This window comes from Brevibacterium zhoupengii, assembly GCF_021117425.1.
In the GTDB taxonomy this organism is placed as follows: domain Bacteria; phylum Actinomycetota; class Actinomycetes; order Actinomycetales; family Brevibacteriaceae; genus Brevibacterium; species Brevibacterium zhoupengii.
Genome location: NZ_CP088298.1, coordinates 1,305,484 through 1,321,534, shown reverse-complemented (window position 1 = coordinate 1,321,534; position 16,051 = coordinate 1,305,484). Strand labels below are relative to the sequence as shown.

Below are 16,051 nucleotides of genomic sequence, written 5' to 3'. Positions count from 1 at the left end.
GTCAGGCGCTGCGGGTGACTACAGAATCAGCGAACGTGAACAGAGATTCCTTGACCACACCGTCGGGCAGCGGTGCCAGAGCGGCCTTCGCATCGTCAGCCCAGCGAACCGCCTCGGCGCGGGCTCGGGCCGTCACCGGGTGGGCGGCCAGAGCGGCACGGGCGGATTCGAGAGCCTCGTCCGAGCTCAGGTCCGCGTCCAGAAGTTCGACCACCTCGGCGGCGGTCGCGTCACCGCCGGCTGCGGCGGCCCTGGCGTAGAGCACCGGCAGGGTGGGGACGCGTTCGCGCAGGTCAGTGCCCGGAGTCTTGCCCGACACCGACGAGGTGGTCGTCAGGTCGATGATGTCATCGGCGAGTTGGAAGGCAATGCCGACGCGTTCGCCGAAGATCCGCACGGGTTCGGCCAGGGCCTGATCCGCTTGTGAGAACATGACCCCGAACTGCGCCGAGGTGGCGATGAGGGATCCGGTCTTGTCCGCGAGCACCTGAATGTAGTGCTCGATCGCATCCGCGTCCTCCGGCGGGCCGGCGAATTCGTTGAGCTGACCGAGGACGAGACGTTCGAAGGTCTCGGCCTGGACCCGCACAGCCTCTGGACCCAGCTTCGCGGTGACGCCCGAGGCCTTTGAGAACAGGAGATCGCCGGTGAGGATGGCCACGGAATTGCCCCACACCTCGTGCGCGGAAGGTGCACCACGGCGCACGGGAGCATCGTCCATCACATCATCGTGGTACAGGGAGGCCAGGTGGATGAGCTCCACAGCAACGGCTGCATCGATGATCGCGTCACGGTTCGCCTCGCCGAGGCGGGCAGTGAGCAGCAGCAGATTGGGGCGGGCCCGTTTTCCGCCGGCCGCGAGGAGATGTTTGGAGGTGGTGTCCGGCAGCTTCCGTGTCTGCTCGGTCACTTCGTAGAGCCTGCGCTCGACGGCTTCCAACTGTGTGGAGATATCCGCCGCAAGCTGGGCATCGGCACCAATAAAAGTCGCCGGAGAGGCTAGGTGGCTCATGTCCTCGTCATTCATCGTAGTCAGAGTTGTAGTCGCTGCTGAGCTCATGCATTGCTGGTGGCAGGCACGATTCGGGTGAGAGCTGAAATCACCCGGTCGATGAGATCAGCCTCAGAGACCTTCGGGTCGCGGTAGAGGTTCGCCAACAATTTCACGACGAACTCCATCACAACGTCAACACCCATACCGTACTTGATTCCGAACTGCATGAGTGCAGGGTGGCCGATAATGGCGGAAAAAACGCGTCCCAGAGTGAAGTAGCCGCCCAGGGAGTCGCCCACGAGTGCCGGGTATTCCTGCAGCTTCTCACGCATCACATGCTTCGGGTAGCGGGAATAAGTGGAGATCACCTCGGCGGCCAGACGAGCGGACTCGAGGGCATAGTCGATGCCTTCGCCGTTGAATGGATTGACCATCCCACCCGAATCACCGACGAGCAGGAGTCCCTTGTGAAAGTGCGGAGTCCGGTTGAAGGCCATCGGCAGTGCCGCGGACTTGATCGGCCCCAACGAAGTGGATTCGTCGATGCCCCATTCGTGCCCCATGTCCGCGATCCACTGTCCCATCATGGTGCGGAAGTCGACGGATCCGAACTGAGGCGAGGAGTCCAGCAGACCGGCACCGATGTTGATCGTGCCGTCGCCCAGGGGGAAGAGCCAGCCATAGCCGGGCAGAACCTCGGACTCGCCTGCCGAATTGCGCGAGCGCATCTCGACCCAGCTCTCGATGTAGTCGTCGGCATGCCTTGGCGAGGAATGGTAGGCGCGCACGGCCACACCCATCGGTCGGTCGTCGCGCTTCTCCAAGCCCATGGCCACTGCCAGACGTGAGGAGACGCCGTCGGCGGCGATGACGATTGGGGCGCTGAAGTGTGCCTCGGGGCCCACCCTGCGACCACGATGGTCGGTGCCGGAGGCGTGGACGCCCTGAATCCAGCCGTCCTCGCCGATGTCCGGGGACATGGCCTTGACCTGCTCGAACAGCCTGGCACCGCTGCGCTGGGCGTGACGGGCAAATGCCTCGTCCATGCCCATCCGCGGCTTCGTCAGCCCATAGTTCGGGGTGCCGTCGATATCGGGCCAGTCGATCTCCAACCGATGCCCGCCGCCGATGAGGCGCAGTCCCCGGTTCTTGTGCCACCCCTCGGATTCGGGGGTCTCCATACCGAGGTAGCCGACCTCTTTGACCGCGCGCGGGGTCAGGGCATCGCCGCAGATCTTGTCGCGGGGGAACCCGGATTTCTCCAGGATGATGACCTCATGGCCGGCCTGAGCGAGGTAGGTGCCGATGGCCGATCCGGCAGGACCCGCCCCGACGACGATGACCTCGGCGGAGAATTCGTTCACGGCTTGAGGGCGTGGTGGACGGCGACGATTCCGCCCGTGAGGTTGCGATGCTTGACCTGGTCGAAGCCCGCGTCGAGGATCTGCTGAGCGAATTCGTCCTGGTCAGGCCAGGCGCGGATCGACTCGGCGAGGTAGACATAGGCCTCGGGGTTCGAGGACACAGCCTTCGCCACAGCGGGCAGGGCCCGCATCAGGTATTCCTTGTAGACGAGGCTGAAGGGGTCGAATGTCGGGGTCGAGAACTCGCAGATGATGAGGCGGCCACCGGGCTTGAGCACGCGCAGCATCTCTGCCAATGCGGTGTCCACGTCATTGACGTTGCGAATGCCGAAGGAGATCGTGACGACGTCGAAGCTGGCATCGGAGAACGGCAGGTCCATCGCATCGGCGTAGATGAAGTCGATCTTGGGGTGTCTGCGGCGCCCTTCGGAGAGCATGCCCTGTGAGATGTCGCCGGCGACGACCTCGGCGCCGTGATGGGTGAATGTCATCGATGACGTTCCCGTCCCGGCTGCAAGATCGAGGACACGTTCGCCGGGGCCGGCAGCCACCGAATGTGCGACCGTCCGGCGCCAGGTGCGCGCCAGGCCGAAGGTGAGCACGTCGTTGGTGAGGTCGTAGCGGGAGGCGACGTCATCGAACATCGACGCGACGTCGTCGGGCTGCTTGTCCAGCTGAGCACGGTTCATGCCACCATTGTCTCAACACCTGAACCCGGGGGCGAATTCGCGGGCCGGTTTCCCTGCTGTTCGCCGTGTGGAACTCGCCACAGTCAGCGCACTTCGGCGAATTCGCTGGGGCGGATGCGACGATTTTCTGGACTAGAGTGGGGCTGAAATGACTACGACCTTCAGCACCTCTGACATCTGCACCGCACCCCCGCGCCTGCACGTGAGTTCTCGCTTCGTCGACGACGTCGAACCGGGCCCGGGTTTCCCATTCGAATCCGGGCTTCCCACCTCCGTCGAGGAGACGCTGGAACTCCTGCCCACCTCGGCGTTCTCCTGCTGGGTCCGCGACACCTCGGGCCTCATCGGCTTCGGCCGCACACTGCGCATCCGCGCCCGCGGCCGCGACCGCTTCACCGAGCTCTCCAGTGCTTGGAAGGCCATCACGGACGCCGCGAGCATCGAAGACGAGGTCGACATGCTCGGCTCGGGACTGATGTGCTTCGCCACAGTCGCCTACTCCGGCGAGTCCGAGGTCGACTCCCTCATCCATATCCCCGAATTCGTCCTCGGACGCCGAGGCGGGCGCGTCTGGATGACATCGATCATGACCGAGGGCGCAACCCCGGTCCCACCGGTGCTCAAGTCCGAACCGCTGCGCCGGGTCACCTCGGCGACGTCCTCCCCCGGTGATCTTGACAGTTCCTCGTGGGCGGACCTGGTCGCCAAGGTCTCGCAGATGCTCACCCCCGTCGGAGACTCCGCCGAGGTGGACCCCTTCACCGAGGATTCCACGCTGCGCAAGATCGTGCTGGCTCGGGACGAGCTGGTCACCTCCGATGATGACATCGATGTGCGGTCCGTGCTGGGTGAGCTCAACCGCAGCTACCCCAGCTGCTGGACCTTCGATGTCGCGGGTCTCATCGGATCCACCCCGGAGCTGCTCATCGGGGTGGAGAACGCCCGTGTGACCTCGCGCGTGCTCGCGGGCACGTATCGGGTGGAGAACGACCCGACCTCGGAGATGCCTGCGGCCAGGAAGCTGCTGAGCGCGCACAAGGACAGCACCGAGCACGCCTTCGCGATCGCCTCACTGCAGCGCAGTCTCAGCTCTGTCGCCGACGATGTCAGCGTCGATGAGCGACCGCACCTGCTGCCTCTGGCCAACGTCATCCATTCGGCCTCCGACGCCTCTGCGCACCTGCCGGAGGACTCCTGCCTCAATGCCCTCGACATCGCAGCCGCCGTGCATCCGACCGCCGCTGTGGGCGGATACCCGCAGGCCAGCGCGGTCGCCCACGTGGATGAGCTGGAGCCACTTGATCGCGGACGGTATTCGGGACCGGTCGGCTGGATGGACGATCGCGGCAACGGACAGTTCGGCATCGCTCTGCGCTGTGGACAGCTCGAGGACCGCAATCGGATCCGTCTGTTCGCCGGTGCGGGCATCATGCCCGATTCGGATCCCCTCGCCGAGGTGGCCGAGACCGAAGCCAAATTCGCTCCGATGCGCCGTGCGCTGGGGTTGGAATAACGCGCGTCAGGGTAACTGGACGCTCGGTTGGACTAACCAGGCGCTGGGGTTGAAATAATAGTCTGACTGCTTCGCCGGATTGACAGGCCAGTGGCCTCACCGGATTGACACTGCGTCAAGGTTCTGGCGGCTCGTGTCAGTGGCTGTGTCAGTGCCTCGGCATACCCTTGTCACATGTTCACGCATCCCGCGAACGACCCGGACCACCCCGAATATCGGGGTCCTGGTTCGTGGGCCCGGACACCGGGCATCACCACCGATATCGGTCGGTGGTGCCAGACACTGCGTGATCTCGAACCGGCAGATGATGCGTGGGAAGCTCAGACTCGCATTCGCGCTCTCGAGGAGCTCACGTCGGCCGCGGCAGCTGCTCAGGCGCGAGAGGCTGTGGCTTTTCACCAGCACCGCCAGCGCGAAGACGCCGCCAACGATGTACCGAAGCGGGAACAGGGAAAATACGCTGGCAATGAGATCGCCTTGGCCAAGAGAGTATCGCCCTCGACCGGACGAAAATTTCTATCGACCTCGAAAGCTGTGGTCAACGATCTGCCCCGCACGTTTGAGGCCCTGGCCAGCGGATCCATCTCCGAAGCCAAAGCTCGCATCATCGCCGATGAGACCTCCTGGCTCACTCCCGAAGAGCGTGAATTCGTCGACGAGGAACTCAAAGACCGGGCTTCGGCAGCCGGCAGTCGCCGACTGCGTACAGAAGCTCGCGCGCTGGCGGCCAATGTGTCGTCCGACAATGCACATGAGAGAGCCGAATCGGCGAGGGCAGACCGTCATGTGTCCCTGAAGGCGCTCAACAACGGCATGGCACAGCTCAGTGCCACGTTGCCTCTGCAGCAGGCCGTCGCTGCCTATGAGAATTTGGAGGCCACCGCCGCCGAGCGCAGGATGATCGGCCAGGACTTCGACCGTACCCGCAATCAGCTGATGGCCGATATCTTCGTGGAACGTCTTACCGGTCAGGACTCTGCCGACAGCGTGCCCACCGAAGTCCACGTCGTCATGGAAGCCGAGAGTCTCTTCTCAGACGGACGGGTTCCCGCGTGGATTCCGAGCTATGGCCCGCTTCCTGCGAAGACGGCACGGAACTTCCTGGCGGCGAATAGAGCCAGAACTTTCATTCGGCGCATGTTCACATCACCGGACACAGGACAGCTGGTCAGCATGGACTCGCGCAAACGCACGTTCCGTGGTCTGCTGCGACGAATGGTCGTCTTCCGTGACGATGTCTGCCGGACACCGTGGTGCGACGCCCCGATCAAGCACGCCGATCATGTGACTCCGGTCGCCGAGGGCGGCGAAACTGAGTGGTCCAACGCGTCCGGACTGTGCGCGGCCTGCAATTACGCCAAGGAACATCCCGGGTGGAAGCACGAGGCAACTGCCGATGACCTCACCGTCTCCACGCCCACCGGCGAAGAATACGAAACAGCCATTCCCCCGTTCGTCACCAAGTTCAGTCATCCACCGCCGGATCCGAGTACGACTTCCACCATGAATGCGAACACGGCTTCTTCGACGGAGACGAACACGACCTCCACCGAAGAGACGAGAGATGACGTTGTCGACTTCCTCACCCCGAGCCCCGTAGAAGATCTCTTCGAGAAGCTAGTCCTCAGAGATACCGGCTGAACAGGCAATGCGGCTGAGGAGCTGCATTCCTTCCAGCCAATTGCAATCCCCGCGCGGCCCAGATATCAGAGGACTTCGGGACCACCCCGACCTCAGATCAGTTCGGTGCAGGTGTATTCAGGTCAGGTCAACTTCGATGATCCGGCGGCCGCGTCGCATCCGCGTCACCTGGTTTGATTCCAATGCGTCGACACCACGCGCGGCTGTCTCGATCTCTGAATTGGATTCGAACTCCGCGATGAAATCGTCGAGCAGACTGGACTCCTTGCGGAATCCCACCCGGGAGTACTCCCATCCATAGCCTGCAGCGAGGTTCTTGAAATCTCGACCGTGAGGAACGGTGAAATATCTTTCGAGGTACGGCGCCACATGTTCCTGCGAATGCTCGAGGCCGGAGAAAATCGCACCACCATCATCGTTGAGGACGACGATGATCACGTCCCCAGCCTCTTCTGCGCTCGGCGTTAGCAGGCCGCCGACATCGTGGAGCATTGCGATGTCACCGATGACGAGCACCACCTGCTTGCCAAGACCAAGGGACAGCCCAGCCGCCGTCGAGACCAGACCATCGATACCAGCCAGCCCGCGCGACGCGTGAACGTGCGCGCGGACATCGGTGGCTTCGCTGAGATAGCGGATCGTATTTGAACTCGCCGCGAAGAGGTTGATCGCCCGGCTGGCCAACTGTTCGGTGATCGCTCGTGCGCTCGATTGCGTCGACTCGGCCCCACGTGCCTGACGCGATTGGGCGATGATTGCTTCACCGGCTCTCACCCACTCATCTCGCCAGCTCGTGTCCACGCTCGGGTGGAAGTGTGTCCCGCCGGAGACGGTGTTGGGGTCGGCCGCAGCGTCGGAGGCAGTGCTGTCGCCGCCGCTGCCGGTACCAGCGGCGACCGCGGGTGATTCCGACCGCCGGACCGAGAGTGACACAGCGTCGACATCATCAGGCAAACGCTGGACCGATACCTCGGAGTCGGCAAGCAGAGCAGCAACAGGTCTGGTCAGAGTCGGTTTTCCGTGCACGATCACGGACTTGATCGCTGTGCGCAGATCCTCGCTTTCGTTGAGCACCCTCGCGTGTGCCGGGACTGCGGACCGCGAGCCTCGCAGTTCGGAAGTCAGGGGGCTCGAGGGCTCGGCCAGAACAGGGATCGCGTATTCCTCGGCCAATGACTTCAACACATGGGCTGAGTGACCACCTGCGTCACCGGCGACGATGACCGTGCCCGGGAGAACCGTCACGGAAACGTCTCTGGCTGAGTCTGCGACAACAGCTGAGTCCGCGAACGCGAACTCAGCTTTCGAGGCTTCATTCGCGCCCCCAGCCGCTAATGACTGCGCTGTTGCCTTCCACTCGGCGAGTTCCGTCACTGTCGGCACAAGAGGCACATCGAACTGCACGTTGAACTGGACGGGGCCGGCCTCGCCCGTGCCCATGCCCGAGTCCGAATCCGAATCCGAAGCTGTGCCCGGGCCCGAATCTGTGCCCGTGCCCGAACCTGCGCCTGCACCAGTGCCCAGCGAATGTGCAACTGCCTCGGCGAACAGGCGACCTGCGTCAGCACTTCCCGCGGGCACATCGACGTGGGCCCGCACATCACTGAGTACCTGCGATTGGTCGTCGATCGTCTGATTGGCACCAGTCCCCCGCAGTCGGGCGGGACGGTCTGCCGTGATTGCAATGAGCGGAAGATGACCGTAGGAGGCCTCGAGCACCGCAGGATGCAGATTCGCCACCGCCGAACCTGAAGTCGTCACCAAGGCAACGGCTCCGGCACGCGCGCCCGCATCACTGGCTCGCGCCCCAGCGCCACCGGCACGACTCTGCTTCGCGCGCAGACCTCGCGCCAACCCCAATGCCAGGAACCCAGCATCACGCTCATCGATGCGCACATGCGTACGGACCACCCCCGCCTCGGCGAGGGGGGCGAGCGCATAGATCAACGGCGCCGACCGAGAACCAGGCGCGATGACGACCTCGGTGACTCCGGACGAAGCCACCCCACGGGCAATCTGCTGCGCTACTGCGCTCGAATTCAACATCACCTGATATTCAACCACTAACCCACCTGCGGTTCACGTTGACTCTCTACGGTTGACCCATGCGCCGATCGATTCTTTTCGCGGTTGGGGCGCGTGCAATCCGTTCGCTGACTGCCGCCCGCTCCCACAGAGGACGCTTCCCGACCCTCGACCAGAACAGCTCGTTCCTCGGTCCCGAGCCTCGCGGCAAGGACGCGAGGAAGTGGCACATCCGCGATAAACGCAAGCTGTCGAACCGACTGCGGGAGTTCTTCATCTACTCCCCCGCGCTGGGTCGCACCGTCGGTGTGCGCGTACTGCTGCCCGGAATCCCGCAGGAGGTCAGCCCGGTCATCCACCTCTATCACGGCGGCGGCGATGACTTCCGATCATGGACCGACTTCGGTGCGGCCGAGGAGCTCACACTCGACTCGCCCTACCTGGTCGTCATGCCCGATGCAGGAGCAGGGACCTACTCTCGTGTGGCTGTCGGCAGCGAGGTCCACGACTGGCCGACCTTCCACACCAAGGAGATCCCGGAATTCCTGGCCAAGAACTTCTCGGTGGACTTCGCCCCGGAGAACCAACTCCTGGCAGGGCTGTCCATGGGCGGCTACGGGGCAATGAAATACGCCGCCTGGCATCCGGACCGCTACAGCTGGGCCGCGGCCTTCTCCTCCCCACTCGACCCCCTGTCTGCGATACCGGCCTTCGACATCATCGCCATGCGAGAGGGCGCAAAGTCGATGACCCTGTTCGGCGATCCCGTCGCCGACCGCAGCGAATGGATCGCGAACTCCCCCTACGGCCTGGCGGAGAACCTCCAGGGCCTGCACCTGTGGCTCAGCGCCGGCTCAGGCAGCCTCGAGGAGTCAAAGGACCGTGACCTCCTCGAGTCCATGGTCAACCAGCAGGGAGAACGCTTCTCCGCGCGGTTGAACTCACTCGGAATCCGCCACTCGTGGTTCCCCCGCACCACGGGTCTGCACAACTGGACCAGCTGGGAACGCGAGTTGGGAGCTTGGCTGAAGACCCTGCGCCGCCAACGTGACTATGCCAGCTCCGACCGTCGCAGCATCGAGCGCCGAGGTGGTCCCCGGGTCGCCGACGGTGGCGAGTTCTCGTATCTGACAGGCCATGCCCTCTTCGACATCCACGGGTGGCGAGTCGAGATCTCACGACGACGGGCCCAGATCGTGTGTTTCGGTTCGGTCAGCGCGGCGGGCTTCTCCTTGACCGGTACCGGAAGCTTCCGAGTCCGCACGCCGGGCCTGTATGAACCGGGCCGCCGCTACGACATCTCCGTCGTCGGACCCACAGGAACAAACGACTATCCGCAACGGGCCGACAAGAAGGGGCGCCTGACCTTCACGGGTCGTCTGGCCGCGGCCATGCACGACCCGATCATCCCGGGCAAGCGCACTCAGCACTTCACAACCGTGGGCCAGACCGAGGTCACGACAGTGCACATCGCCTCGGCGCAGGAAGACGAGCCGGCAGCCGAAACAACAGATGTGTCGGATTCGGCACATGTCGATGCCAACTCGAATGCAACTTCTGTTTATGGTTATAACGGTCACAAAATCGTGACCGCCTTTCCTCCTTCTGATTGAACGTTGACTCCGAGAGGTCACCTATGAAACGCGTACTCCCCGCCATCGCTCTCATCGCCGGATTGGCCCTGACAGGCTGTTCGGGATCCGGGCCCGCAAAAGAAGATGCTGCAGGAGAGCAGAAGTCCGCGGCCGCCGAAAAACCCGAGGCGAAGCAGCTCGACGAAGCTCAGCTCAAGAAGATCATCGAATCCACCGATGCCGGTGGCCAGTCGTTCAAGTCGGTCGACATCGGAGACGCCTCGGGCAGCGAAGCCATCAAGGCTCTCGAAAGTGCCGAATACGAGCCTGCCGAGTGCAAGGATCTGGCAATGTCTGCCCTCAACGCCAGCGAGTCGAGCAACGGCACCACCTTGGCAGGAGCTTCCGCAGACAACACGTTGAGCGTTGCCCTTATGAGCTTGGCCGATGAGGATGCCGCCGGTTCTCAGCTCAAGAACTCGACGAAGATCGCCGAGAAGTGCAGTGATGTGACCATCAAGTCCCAGGGCATCGAGATGAACATGTCCTACGAGACCTTCGACGCCACCGTTGACGGCGCCGACGAGACCGTGGGCGTGCGTGCCAACATCGAAGCCGGTGGCCAGACCGTTCTCAACACCGACACCGTCACCAGCCGTGTGGGCAACAACATCGTCACCGCCGCCAACATCGCCGACACCGGCGATGAGAATATCGTTCCTGACACCGCAGCGGCCTTCGTCGAGGCAGTCAAGAACGCCGGCTGAGCAGAGCAGTCCAGCACTCCTGCAGCCGTTTCTCCCACCAGTCGAATCGTCCCGGATCCACTGCCAGCGTCTCCAGACGCTGTGGGTCCGGGACGATTCGCGTGAGCGGTATCTGCCCGTCGACAGGTCTCAGGCTCTGGGCGGACCCCACAACATCCTCGGCGAAGAGCCGCGCCGTGCCCAGACCGCACGCAGGGTGCTCGCCGAGAAGCTCTCGGCTTCGCTGGGTGCGCGGCAGCGTGGCCGCCAGCTGAGCACCGGCGGCCAACCCGACGGAGGATTCCAACGCCGAGGACACAACAGCCGGCAGACCGCAGGCTTCCAGGACTGAACGTGCGGCAGCGATACCACCCAGTGGTTGGACCTTGACGATGACAACCTCGGCGGCGCCCAGTTCGGCGACTCTCACCGGATCTTCGGCCTTTCGGATCGACTCGTCTGCGGCCAAGACCACGGGCAGTTCCCGTGCCGAGAGCTGCTCACGCAGTCGTGCCATGTCCTCAACTGCCGCAACCGGCTGCTCGAAGTACTGCAGGTCGAATTCCGCGAATTCTGTGCAGGCGGCAAGCGCTTCCGGCAGCTCGTAACCGGCATTCGCGTCAAGGCGCAGAGTCGTCTCAGGAAACAGCCGCCGGAATTCGCGCAACCGGTCCAAGTCCTCCGGCAACGAGGCGAACCCGTGTTCGGCCACCTTCGCTTTGACAGTGCCGACGGGCCCATAGCGAGCAAGAATCGGCCCCACCTCCGCGGTCGCACATGCCGGCAGGGTCGCGTTGACGGCAACACTCTGGCCAACGGTTTCAGGCGCAGAATCAACCGTGCCGCTGCCAGCCTCGGCAGCCGGCAGCGGACCCGCGAACTCCGGCAGCAGACCTGCGAACTCGAGTGCGGCCTGCAGCCAGCGGGAGGATTCGACCGATCCGTATTCGGTGAATGGGGAGAACTCGGCCCACCCATCGGGCCCTTCGAAGAGCATGACCTCGCGTTCGGTGATCGACCGAAACCGAGTGACCATGGGAAGCTTGAGAACATGGAATTTCGGCACGAGCTCGGCGATCGACTCCGGAAACTGCTGCACATCAGCCATGAGGCAAGACTATCGGCCAGTCGACAGGCGATAGGCTTGGGGTCATGACGGTTTCTGAAATCTTTGACCCCTCCCAGTGGCGTGAAGTCTCCGGATTCGACTTCACCGACATCACCTACCACCGCGCGGTCAAACCCGACGGCACCGACCTGGGGTGCGTGCGCATCGCATTCGACCGTCCCGATATCCGCAATGCCTTCCGCCCCCACACCGTCGACGAGCTCTACCGGGCCCTCGACCATGCCCGTCAGACCTCGGACGTCGGCGCGGTCCTGCTCACCGGCAACGGTCCCAGCTCACGCGACGGCGGCTGGGCCTTCTGCTCCGGCGGCGATCAGCGCATTCGCGGACGTTCCGGGTACCAGTACGCCTCCGGCGAGACCCGCGAATCCGTGGACCCGGCCCGCGCCGGTCGCCTCCACATCCTCGAGGTCCAACGACTCATCCGCACGATGCCCAAGATCGTCATCGCCGTCGTTCCCGGTTGGGCGGCCGGCGGCGGCCACAGCCTCCACGTCGTCTGTGACATGACCATCGCCTCTCGCCAGCATGCGAAGTTCAAGCAGACCGACGCCGATGTCGGCTCCTACGATGCCGGCTACGGCTCCGCGTACCTGGCGAAGATGGTCGGACAGAAGAAGGCCCGCGAGATCTTCTTCCTCGGGCGCACCTACTCTGCCCAGGACATGGCCGACATGGGCGCCGTCAACGAGGTCGTCGACCACGAAGACCTCGAGACCGCGGCGCTGACCATGGCCAAGGAGATCCTCGGCAAGTCTCCCAACGCCCAGCGGATGCTGAAATTCGCCTTCAACCTCCTCGACGACGGTCTCATGGGCCAGCAGGTCTTCGCAGGTGAGGCCACCCGCCTGGGATACATGACCGATGAGGCGGTCGAGGGCCGCGACTCCTTCCTGGAGAAACGCGACCCCGATTGGTCCCCCTACCCCTGGTACTACTGAGCGCGTCAACTCCATGAACGCACAGTCTGTATGAGCGCCCAGTCCGTTGAGGGCCTGCCGGCAGCGATCGATCGAGCCTTGGACGGCCGGTCGATCCTCGTCCTGCCCCGCAATCGTGATGACTCCATCACCGAGGTGGCCCCGAGCCAGTGGAGAGGTGCTGGCCGGGCACCGGCGCTGATCCTCTTCACCTCGGGCTCCACTGGCACAGCCAAGGCCGTCGCCTTATCCGCCGACGCCCTGACCACCTCGGCGCGGGCAACCGAACGGTTCCTCTCCGGCCCCGGCGATTGGCACCTCACCCTGCCCACGAACCACATCGCAGGGTTCCAGGTGGAGCTGCGGGCCCGGCTTGCGGGACGGGAACCGGTGAGGACCACCTCGGCGTCCTTCACGGCCGAGTCCTTCGCCGAGGAGGCCGAGAGTCTGTTCGCACGCGGCGGCAATCGGCCGAGCTACACCTCACTGGTGCCCACCCAGCTGCACCGGATCCTGGCCGATGATCGGGCCACGCTTGCGGCTGGGAACTTCGACACGATCCTCCTCGGCGGGGCTGTGATCTCGCCGGCGCTGCTCGAGCGCGCCGACGAACGCGGGCTGAGCATCGTGCGCACTTACGGCATGAGCGAAACCGCAGGCGGATGCGTCTACGACGGCGTCCCCTTCGACGGAGTCGAGATCATGATCACCGACTCCTCGACGATCGACCTGCGCGGTCCCGTCATAGCCGACTCCTACGTCGAATTCAGTGCCGAAGGTCAGATCAGTCCCGTCGACAGTCGCGGGCTGACCACCGACGATGACGGTTCACGCACGATGCACACCAGCGACCTGGGCCGACTCGACGATGGGGTGCTCTCGGTGCTCGGTCGTTCCGACGACATCATCGTCTCCGGCGGCACGAACGTCTCCCCCCACGAACTCGAGACCGGACTGCTGCCGGCTTGGCAGCACCATGGAATCGCCGAGGTGCTCGTGACCTGGGTGCCCGATGAGGAGTGGGGAAAGCTGCTCGTCGCCCTCGTTCGCCTCGAAGACGAAGTGTCGCCCACCGTGACCGCAGCTTTGGGATCATCGCGCGAGTTGGCGCGCCGTCTGGGGGCACTCGAACATGGGATGCACGGGCAGCCTCTGCCGCGGTTGGCCTTTCCCGTCACGGAGATCCCCAATCGTTCGATCGGCAAACCCGACCGGATTACCGCGTCTCGGCTAGCGGCCGAATTGGCTGAGGCCGAGAGACGAAGATCCCGAATACCTTAATAAGTGAACACTCGGTAATATGAAACGATTCTAATTTTTGTGAGGAAGGTATCCCGCCCAATGGCAACTGCTGCGCAGTGGATCTCCGGAGCCCGATTACGAACATTGCCGCTGGCAGTTGCCCCTGTTCTGATCGGAACCGGTGCCGCAATCGGCTCCGTCGGCGGTTTCACTTCTTTCATCATCGGCGACTACACACGCAATGGCCACGATTTCTCGCTGCCGCAGATCTTCTTGCGGGCGGTATTGGCCCTTCTCGTCTCGCTCTGTCTGCAGATCGGTTCGAACTTCGCCAATGACTATTCAGACGGGGTTCGCGGGACCGATGACGTCCGCGTTGGTCCCGTGCGCCTGACCGCGACGGGCCTGGCCGAGCCGAGCGCAGTCAAACGCGCAGCCTTTCTGTTCTTCGGCATCGCCGGAGTCGCTGGAATCGTCCTCGTCCTCATCGCTCAGGCGTGGTGGTTTCTCATCGTCGGCGCCGCCGCCGTGGCGGCAGCCTGGTTCTACACAGGCGGCAAGAAGCCCTACGGATATATGGGGCTGGGTGAAGTCTTCGTCTTCGTCTTCTTCGGTCTCGTCGCCACCTTGGGCACGATGTGGATGCAGGTCGGCGGACTCAGCCTCAGCGGCTGGGCCGGTGCTGTGGCCATCGGCTCGCTCGCCTCGGCGGTGCTCATGGTCAACAACCTGCGTGACATCCCAACCGACATCGAGGCGGACAAGATCACCCTGGCCGTTCGCCTCGGCGAGCATCGGGCGCGCATCGCCTACGCCAGCCTTGTCCTCGTGCCCTTCGCACTGCTGGTCCTGGCGATCCTCGATGGGCATCCGGCGGTGGCGCTGGCCATCCTCGCACTGGTGCCTGCCCTCAATCCACTGAAGACGGTGCTGCGGGGAACCACCGGACCCGGACTCATTCCACCGATCAAATCAACTGGACTGACCGCACTGGCGTTCGCCGCGCTGATGGGACTCGGCCTAGCCCTGTAGCGATGAGCCTGGCCCTCTAGCCTGGCTCAGTTTTCGTCGTCGACGATACGGTCTTCCGCTTCCTCGTCGGCGTTCTTGCGCTTGGGGGTCGTGGCCCGTTTGGCCACACGGGTCTCGATGTCCTCCGCAACCTTGGCGCGCATACCGCCCAGGAAGATGTAGCTGAGGATGGCTCCGATGATGATCGCGGCCATAGCCATCACGAGGTTGAGTCCCAGGAATGGCTGCAGAATCAGCCCAACGGCGACGATGATGCCCAGACGAGCCAAGGTATAGATCCAGAAGTTGCGCATTGCACCTATTTTAGTCCGTCCACATCAGTGATTCATCACTGCCCATGTGGGCGGTTGTTCAGGTTAGTGGACTATCCTGGATACATGGCTCGAATACTCATTGCCGCGATTGTCCTGGCGGCAGCGGTTACGTTGTACGGACTCTTCGATTGCCTTCTGCGCGATCGTGGTCTGATCCGAGTCCTGCCCAAACCAGTCTGGGCGATCATCATTCTCCTCATCCCCGTCATCGGCTTCGTGCTCTGGTACGCCTTCGGCCGCGGGACTGAGGACAAACCCACTGCAGCACCACGCCGTCGCGGGCCCAGCGCCCCTGATGACGACGAGGATTACCTGCGCAAGGTCGATCGCGACGTCAAGCTCGGCAAGCACGCTCCCGAGGCGCAGAAGCCCGAGGATGAGGCTCCCGATGCTGATGACTCCGGAGACAGCTCCTCCCCCGACTCCGATCCTCGTTCCGCCGATACCGACGAACACGGCTCTGGCGGCTCCACCGGCGACGGACGCGGTCACTCGAACTGAAGCAGTTGGCGTCGTCTGTTCCTAATGCCTCACTAGTTGCGCTGGGGATCATCTGGACGGGTTTGTAGGCTGCTCTCCGCGTTCCTCCGGGTCGAGAAGTTCGACGCAGACCTTTCGTCCGGTACTCGTGGTCGGTTGTGCACGACCCTCGCAGGCGCCCATAGATTGCCGTCGAGGTTGGTCACGTTACGTCTGTGGGCAGTTCAAGCCCCGCAGCTTGGCAACTCCACAGCTTGGCTGGCTCGCAGAGACGTAGGCGTGCAGAGACACAGTTCTATCCAGCGCCGCGCGCTCAGATCATCTGTCCAGAGGCGCGGCGCAGCCCTAGTGATCGCCGCAGAGCAGCTGCGCGGCCACCACAGTTCGG

The 16,051-nt window shown here is 63.6% G+C and carries 14 protein-coding genes; 8 read left to right on the top strand and 6 right to left on the bottom strand.

From position 1 onward, the window contains the following. Position 1 precedes the first annotated feature (1 nt). Genes LQ788_RS05945 through LQ788_RS05935 form a run of 3 tightly spaced genes read right to left on the bottom strand, consistent with a single transcriptional unit; the run spans position 2 to position 3,047 of the window. Positions 2 to 1,027 (bottom strand): polyprenyl synthetase family protein, encoded by a 1,026-nt coding sequence (locus tag LQ788_RS05945; protein WP_394801329.1) that lies wholly within the window; start codon positions 1,025 to 1,027, stop codon positions 2 to 4. 29 nt (positions 1,028 to 1,056) lie between these two features. Beyond that, positions 1,057 to 2,358 (bottom strand): geranylgeranyl reductase family protein, encoded by a 1,302-nt coding sequence (locus LQ788_RS05940; protein ID WP_231445888.1) that lies wholly within the window; start codon positions 2,356 to 2,358, stop codon positions 1,057 to 1,059. Beyond that, entirely contained in the window at positions 2,355 to 3,047 is a 693-nt protein-coding gene (locus LQ788_RS05935) for a demethylmenaquinone methyltransferase (RefSeq protein WP_231445886.1), read from the bottom strand. Before LQ788_RS05935 ends, LQ788_RS05940 begins: the two co-directional genes overlap by 4 nt. 148 nt (positions 3,048 to 3,195) lie before the next feature. Between LQ788_RS05935 and LQ788_RS05930 the strand changes: the two genes are divergently transcribed. Both LQ788_RS05930 and LQ788_RS05925 read left to right on the top strand, forming a co-directional pair. Next, positions 3,196 to 4,560: an isochorismate synthase gene (locus LQ788_RS05930; protein WP_231445885.1), complete on the top strand. Its 1,365-nt coding sequence runs from the start codon at positions 3,196 to 3,198 to the stop codon at positions 4,558 to 4,560. Positions 4,561 to 4,734: 174 nt separating this feature from the next. Further along, positions 4,735 to 6,201 carry an HNH endonuclease gene (locus LQ788_RS05925; protein WP_231445884.1) on the top strand — a complete coding sequence of 489 codons (1,467 nt, stop codon included), beginning with the start codon at positions 4,735 to 4,737 and terminating at the stop codon, positions 6,199 to 6,201. A 117-nt stretch (positions 6,202 to 6,318) separates the two neighbouring features. Here LQ788_RS05925 and LQ788_RS05920 read toward each other — a convergent pair whose 3' ends face one another. After that, entirely contained in the window at positions 6,319 to 8,247 is a 1,929-nt protein-coding gene (locus LQ788_RS05920; RefSeq protein WP_231445883.1) for a thiamine pyrophosphate-binding protein, read from the bottom strand. A gap of 59 nt (positions 8,248 to 8,306) precedes the next feature. On the opposite strand from LQ788_RS05920, the gene LQ788_RS05915 reads away from it, so the two are divergent. Then, positions 8,307 to 9,839 carry an alpha/beta hydrolase gene (locus tag LQ788_RS05915; RefSeq protein ID WP_231445882.1) on the top strand — a complete coding sequence of 511 codons (1,533 nt, stop codon included), beginning with the start codon at positions 8,307 to 8,309 and terminating at the stop codon, positions 9,837 to 9,839. Positions 9,840 to 9,862: 23 nt separating this feature from the next. Beyond that, positions 9,863 to 10,567, top strand: coding sequence for a hypothetical protein (locus LQ788_RS05910; RefSeq protein ID WP_231445881.1), 705 nt, complete (start codon positions 9,863 to 9,865; stop codon positions 10,565 to 10,567). On the opposite strand, the gene LQ788_RS05905 is transcribed toward LQ788_RS05910, so the two are convergent. Then, positions 10,551 to 11,654 carry an o-succinylbenzoate synthase gene (locus LQ788_RS05905; protein ID WP_231445880.1) on the bottom strand — a complete coding sequence of 368 codons (1,104 nt, stop codon included), beginning with the start codon at positions 11,652 to 11,654 and terminating at the stop codon, positions 10,551 to 10,553. The genes LQ788_RS05910 and LQ788_RS05905 overlap by 17 nt on opposite strands. 44 nt (positions 11,655 to 11,698) lie before the next feature. Between LQ788_RS05905 and LQ788_RS05900 the strand changes: the two genes are divergently transcribed. Genes LQ788_RS05900 through LQ788_RS05890 form a run of 3 tightly spaced genes read left to right on the top strand, consistent with a single transcriptional unit; the run spans position 11,699 to position 14,869 of the window. Then, the gene (locus LQ788_RS05900) at positions 11,699 to 12,616 is read left to right on the top strand and encodes a 1,4-dihydroxy-2-naphthoyl-CoA synthase (RefSeq protein WP_231445879.1); all 918 of its coding nucleotides are present in this window, start codon (positions 11,699 to 11,701) and stop codon (positions 12,614 to 12,616) included. Positions 12,617 to 12,646: 30 nt separating this feature from the next. Beyond that, a complete protein-coding gene (locus tag LQ788_RS05895; protein ID WP_231445877.1) occupies positions 12,647 to 13,876 on the top strand; it encodes an AMP-binding protein in 1,230 nt (409 codons plus the stop codon). 60 nt (positions 13,877 to 13,936) lie between these two features. Continuing rightward, a complete protein-coding gene (locus LQ788_RS05890; RefSeq protein ID WP_231445875.1) occupies positions 13,937 to 14,869 on the top strand; it encodes a 1,4-dihydroxy-2-naphthoate polyprenyltransferase in 933 nt (310 codons plus the stop codon). Between the two features lie 26 nt (positions 14,870 to 14,895). Here LQ788_RS05890 and LQ788_RS05885 read toward each other — a convergent pair whose 3' ends face one another. Further along, positions 14,896 to 15,162, bottom strand: a complete 267-nt coding sequence (locus LQ788_RS05885) for a DUF4229 domain-containing protein (RefSeq protein WP_231445874.1) — start codon at positions 15,160 to 15,162, stop codon at positions 14,896 to 14,898. An 84-nt stretch (positions 15,163 to 15,246) separates the two neighbouring features. Here LQ788_RS05885 and LQ788_RS05880 point away from each other — a divergent pair, with 84 nt between their 5' ends. Further along, entirely contained in the window at positions 15,247 to 15,684 is a 438-nt protein-coding gene (locus LQ788_RS05880; protein WP_231445873.1) for a PLD nuclease N-terminal domain-containing protein, read from the top strand. Positions 15,685 to 16,051 lie beyond the last annotated feature (367 nt).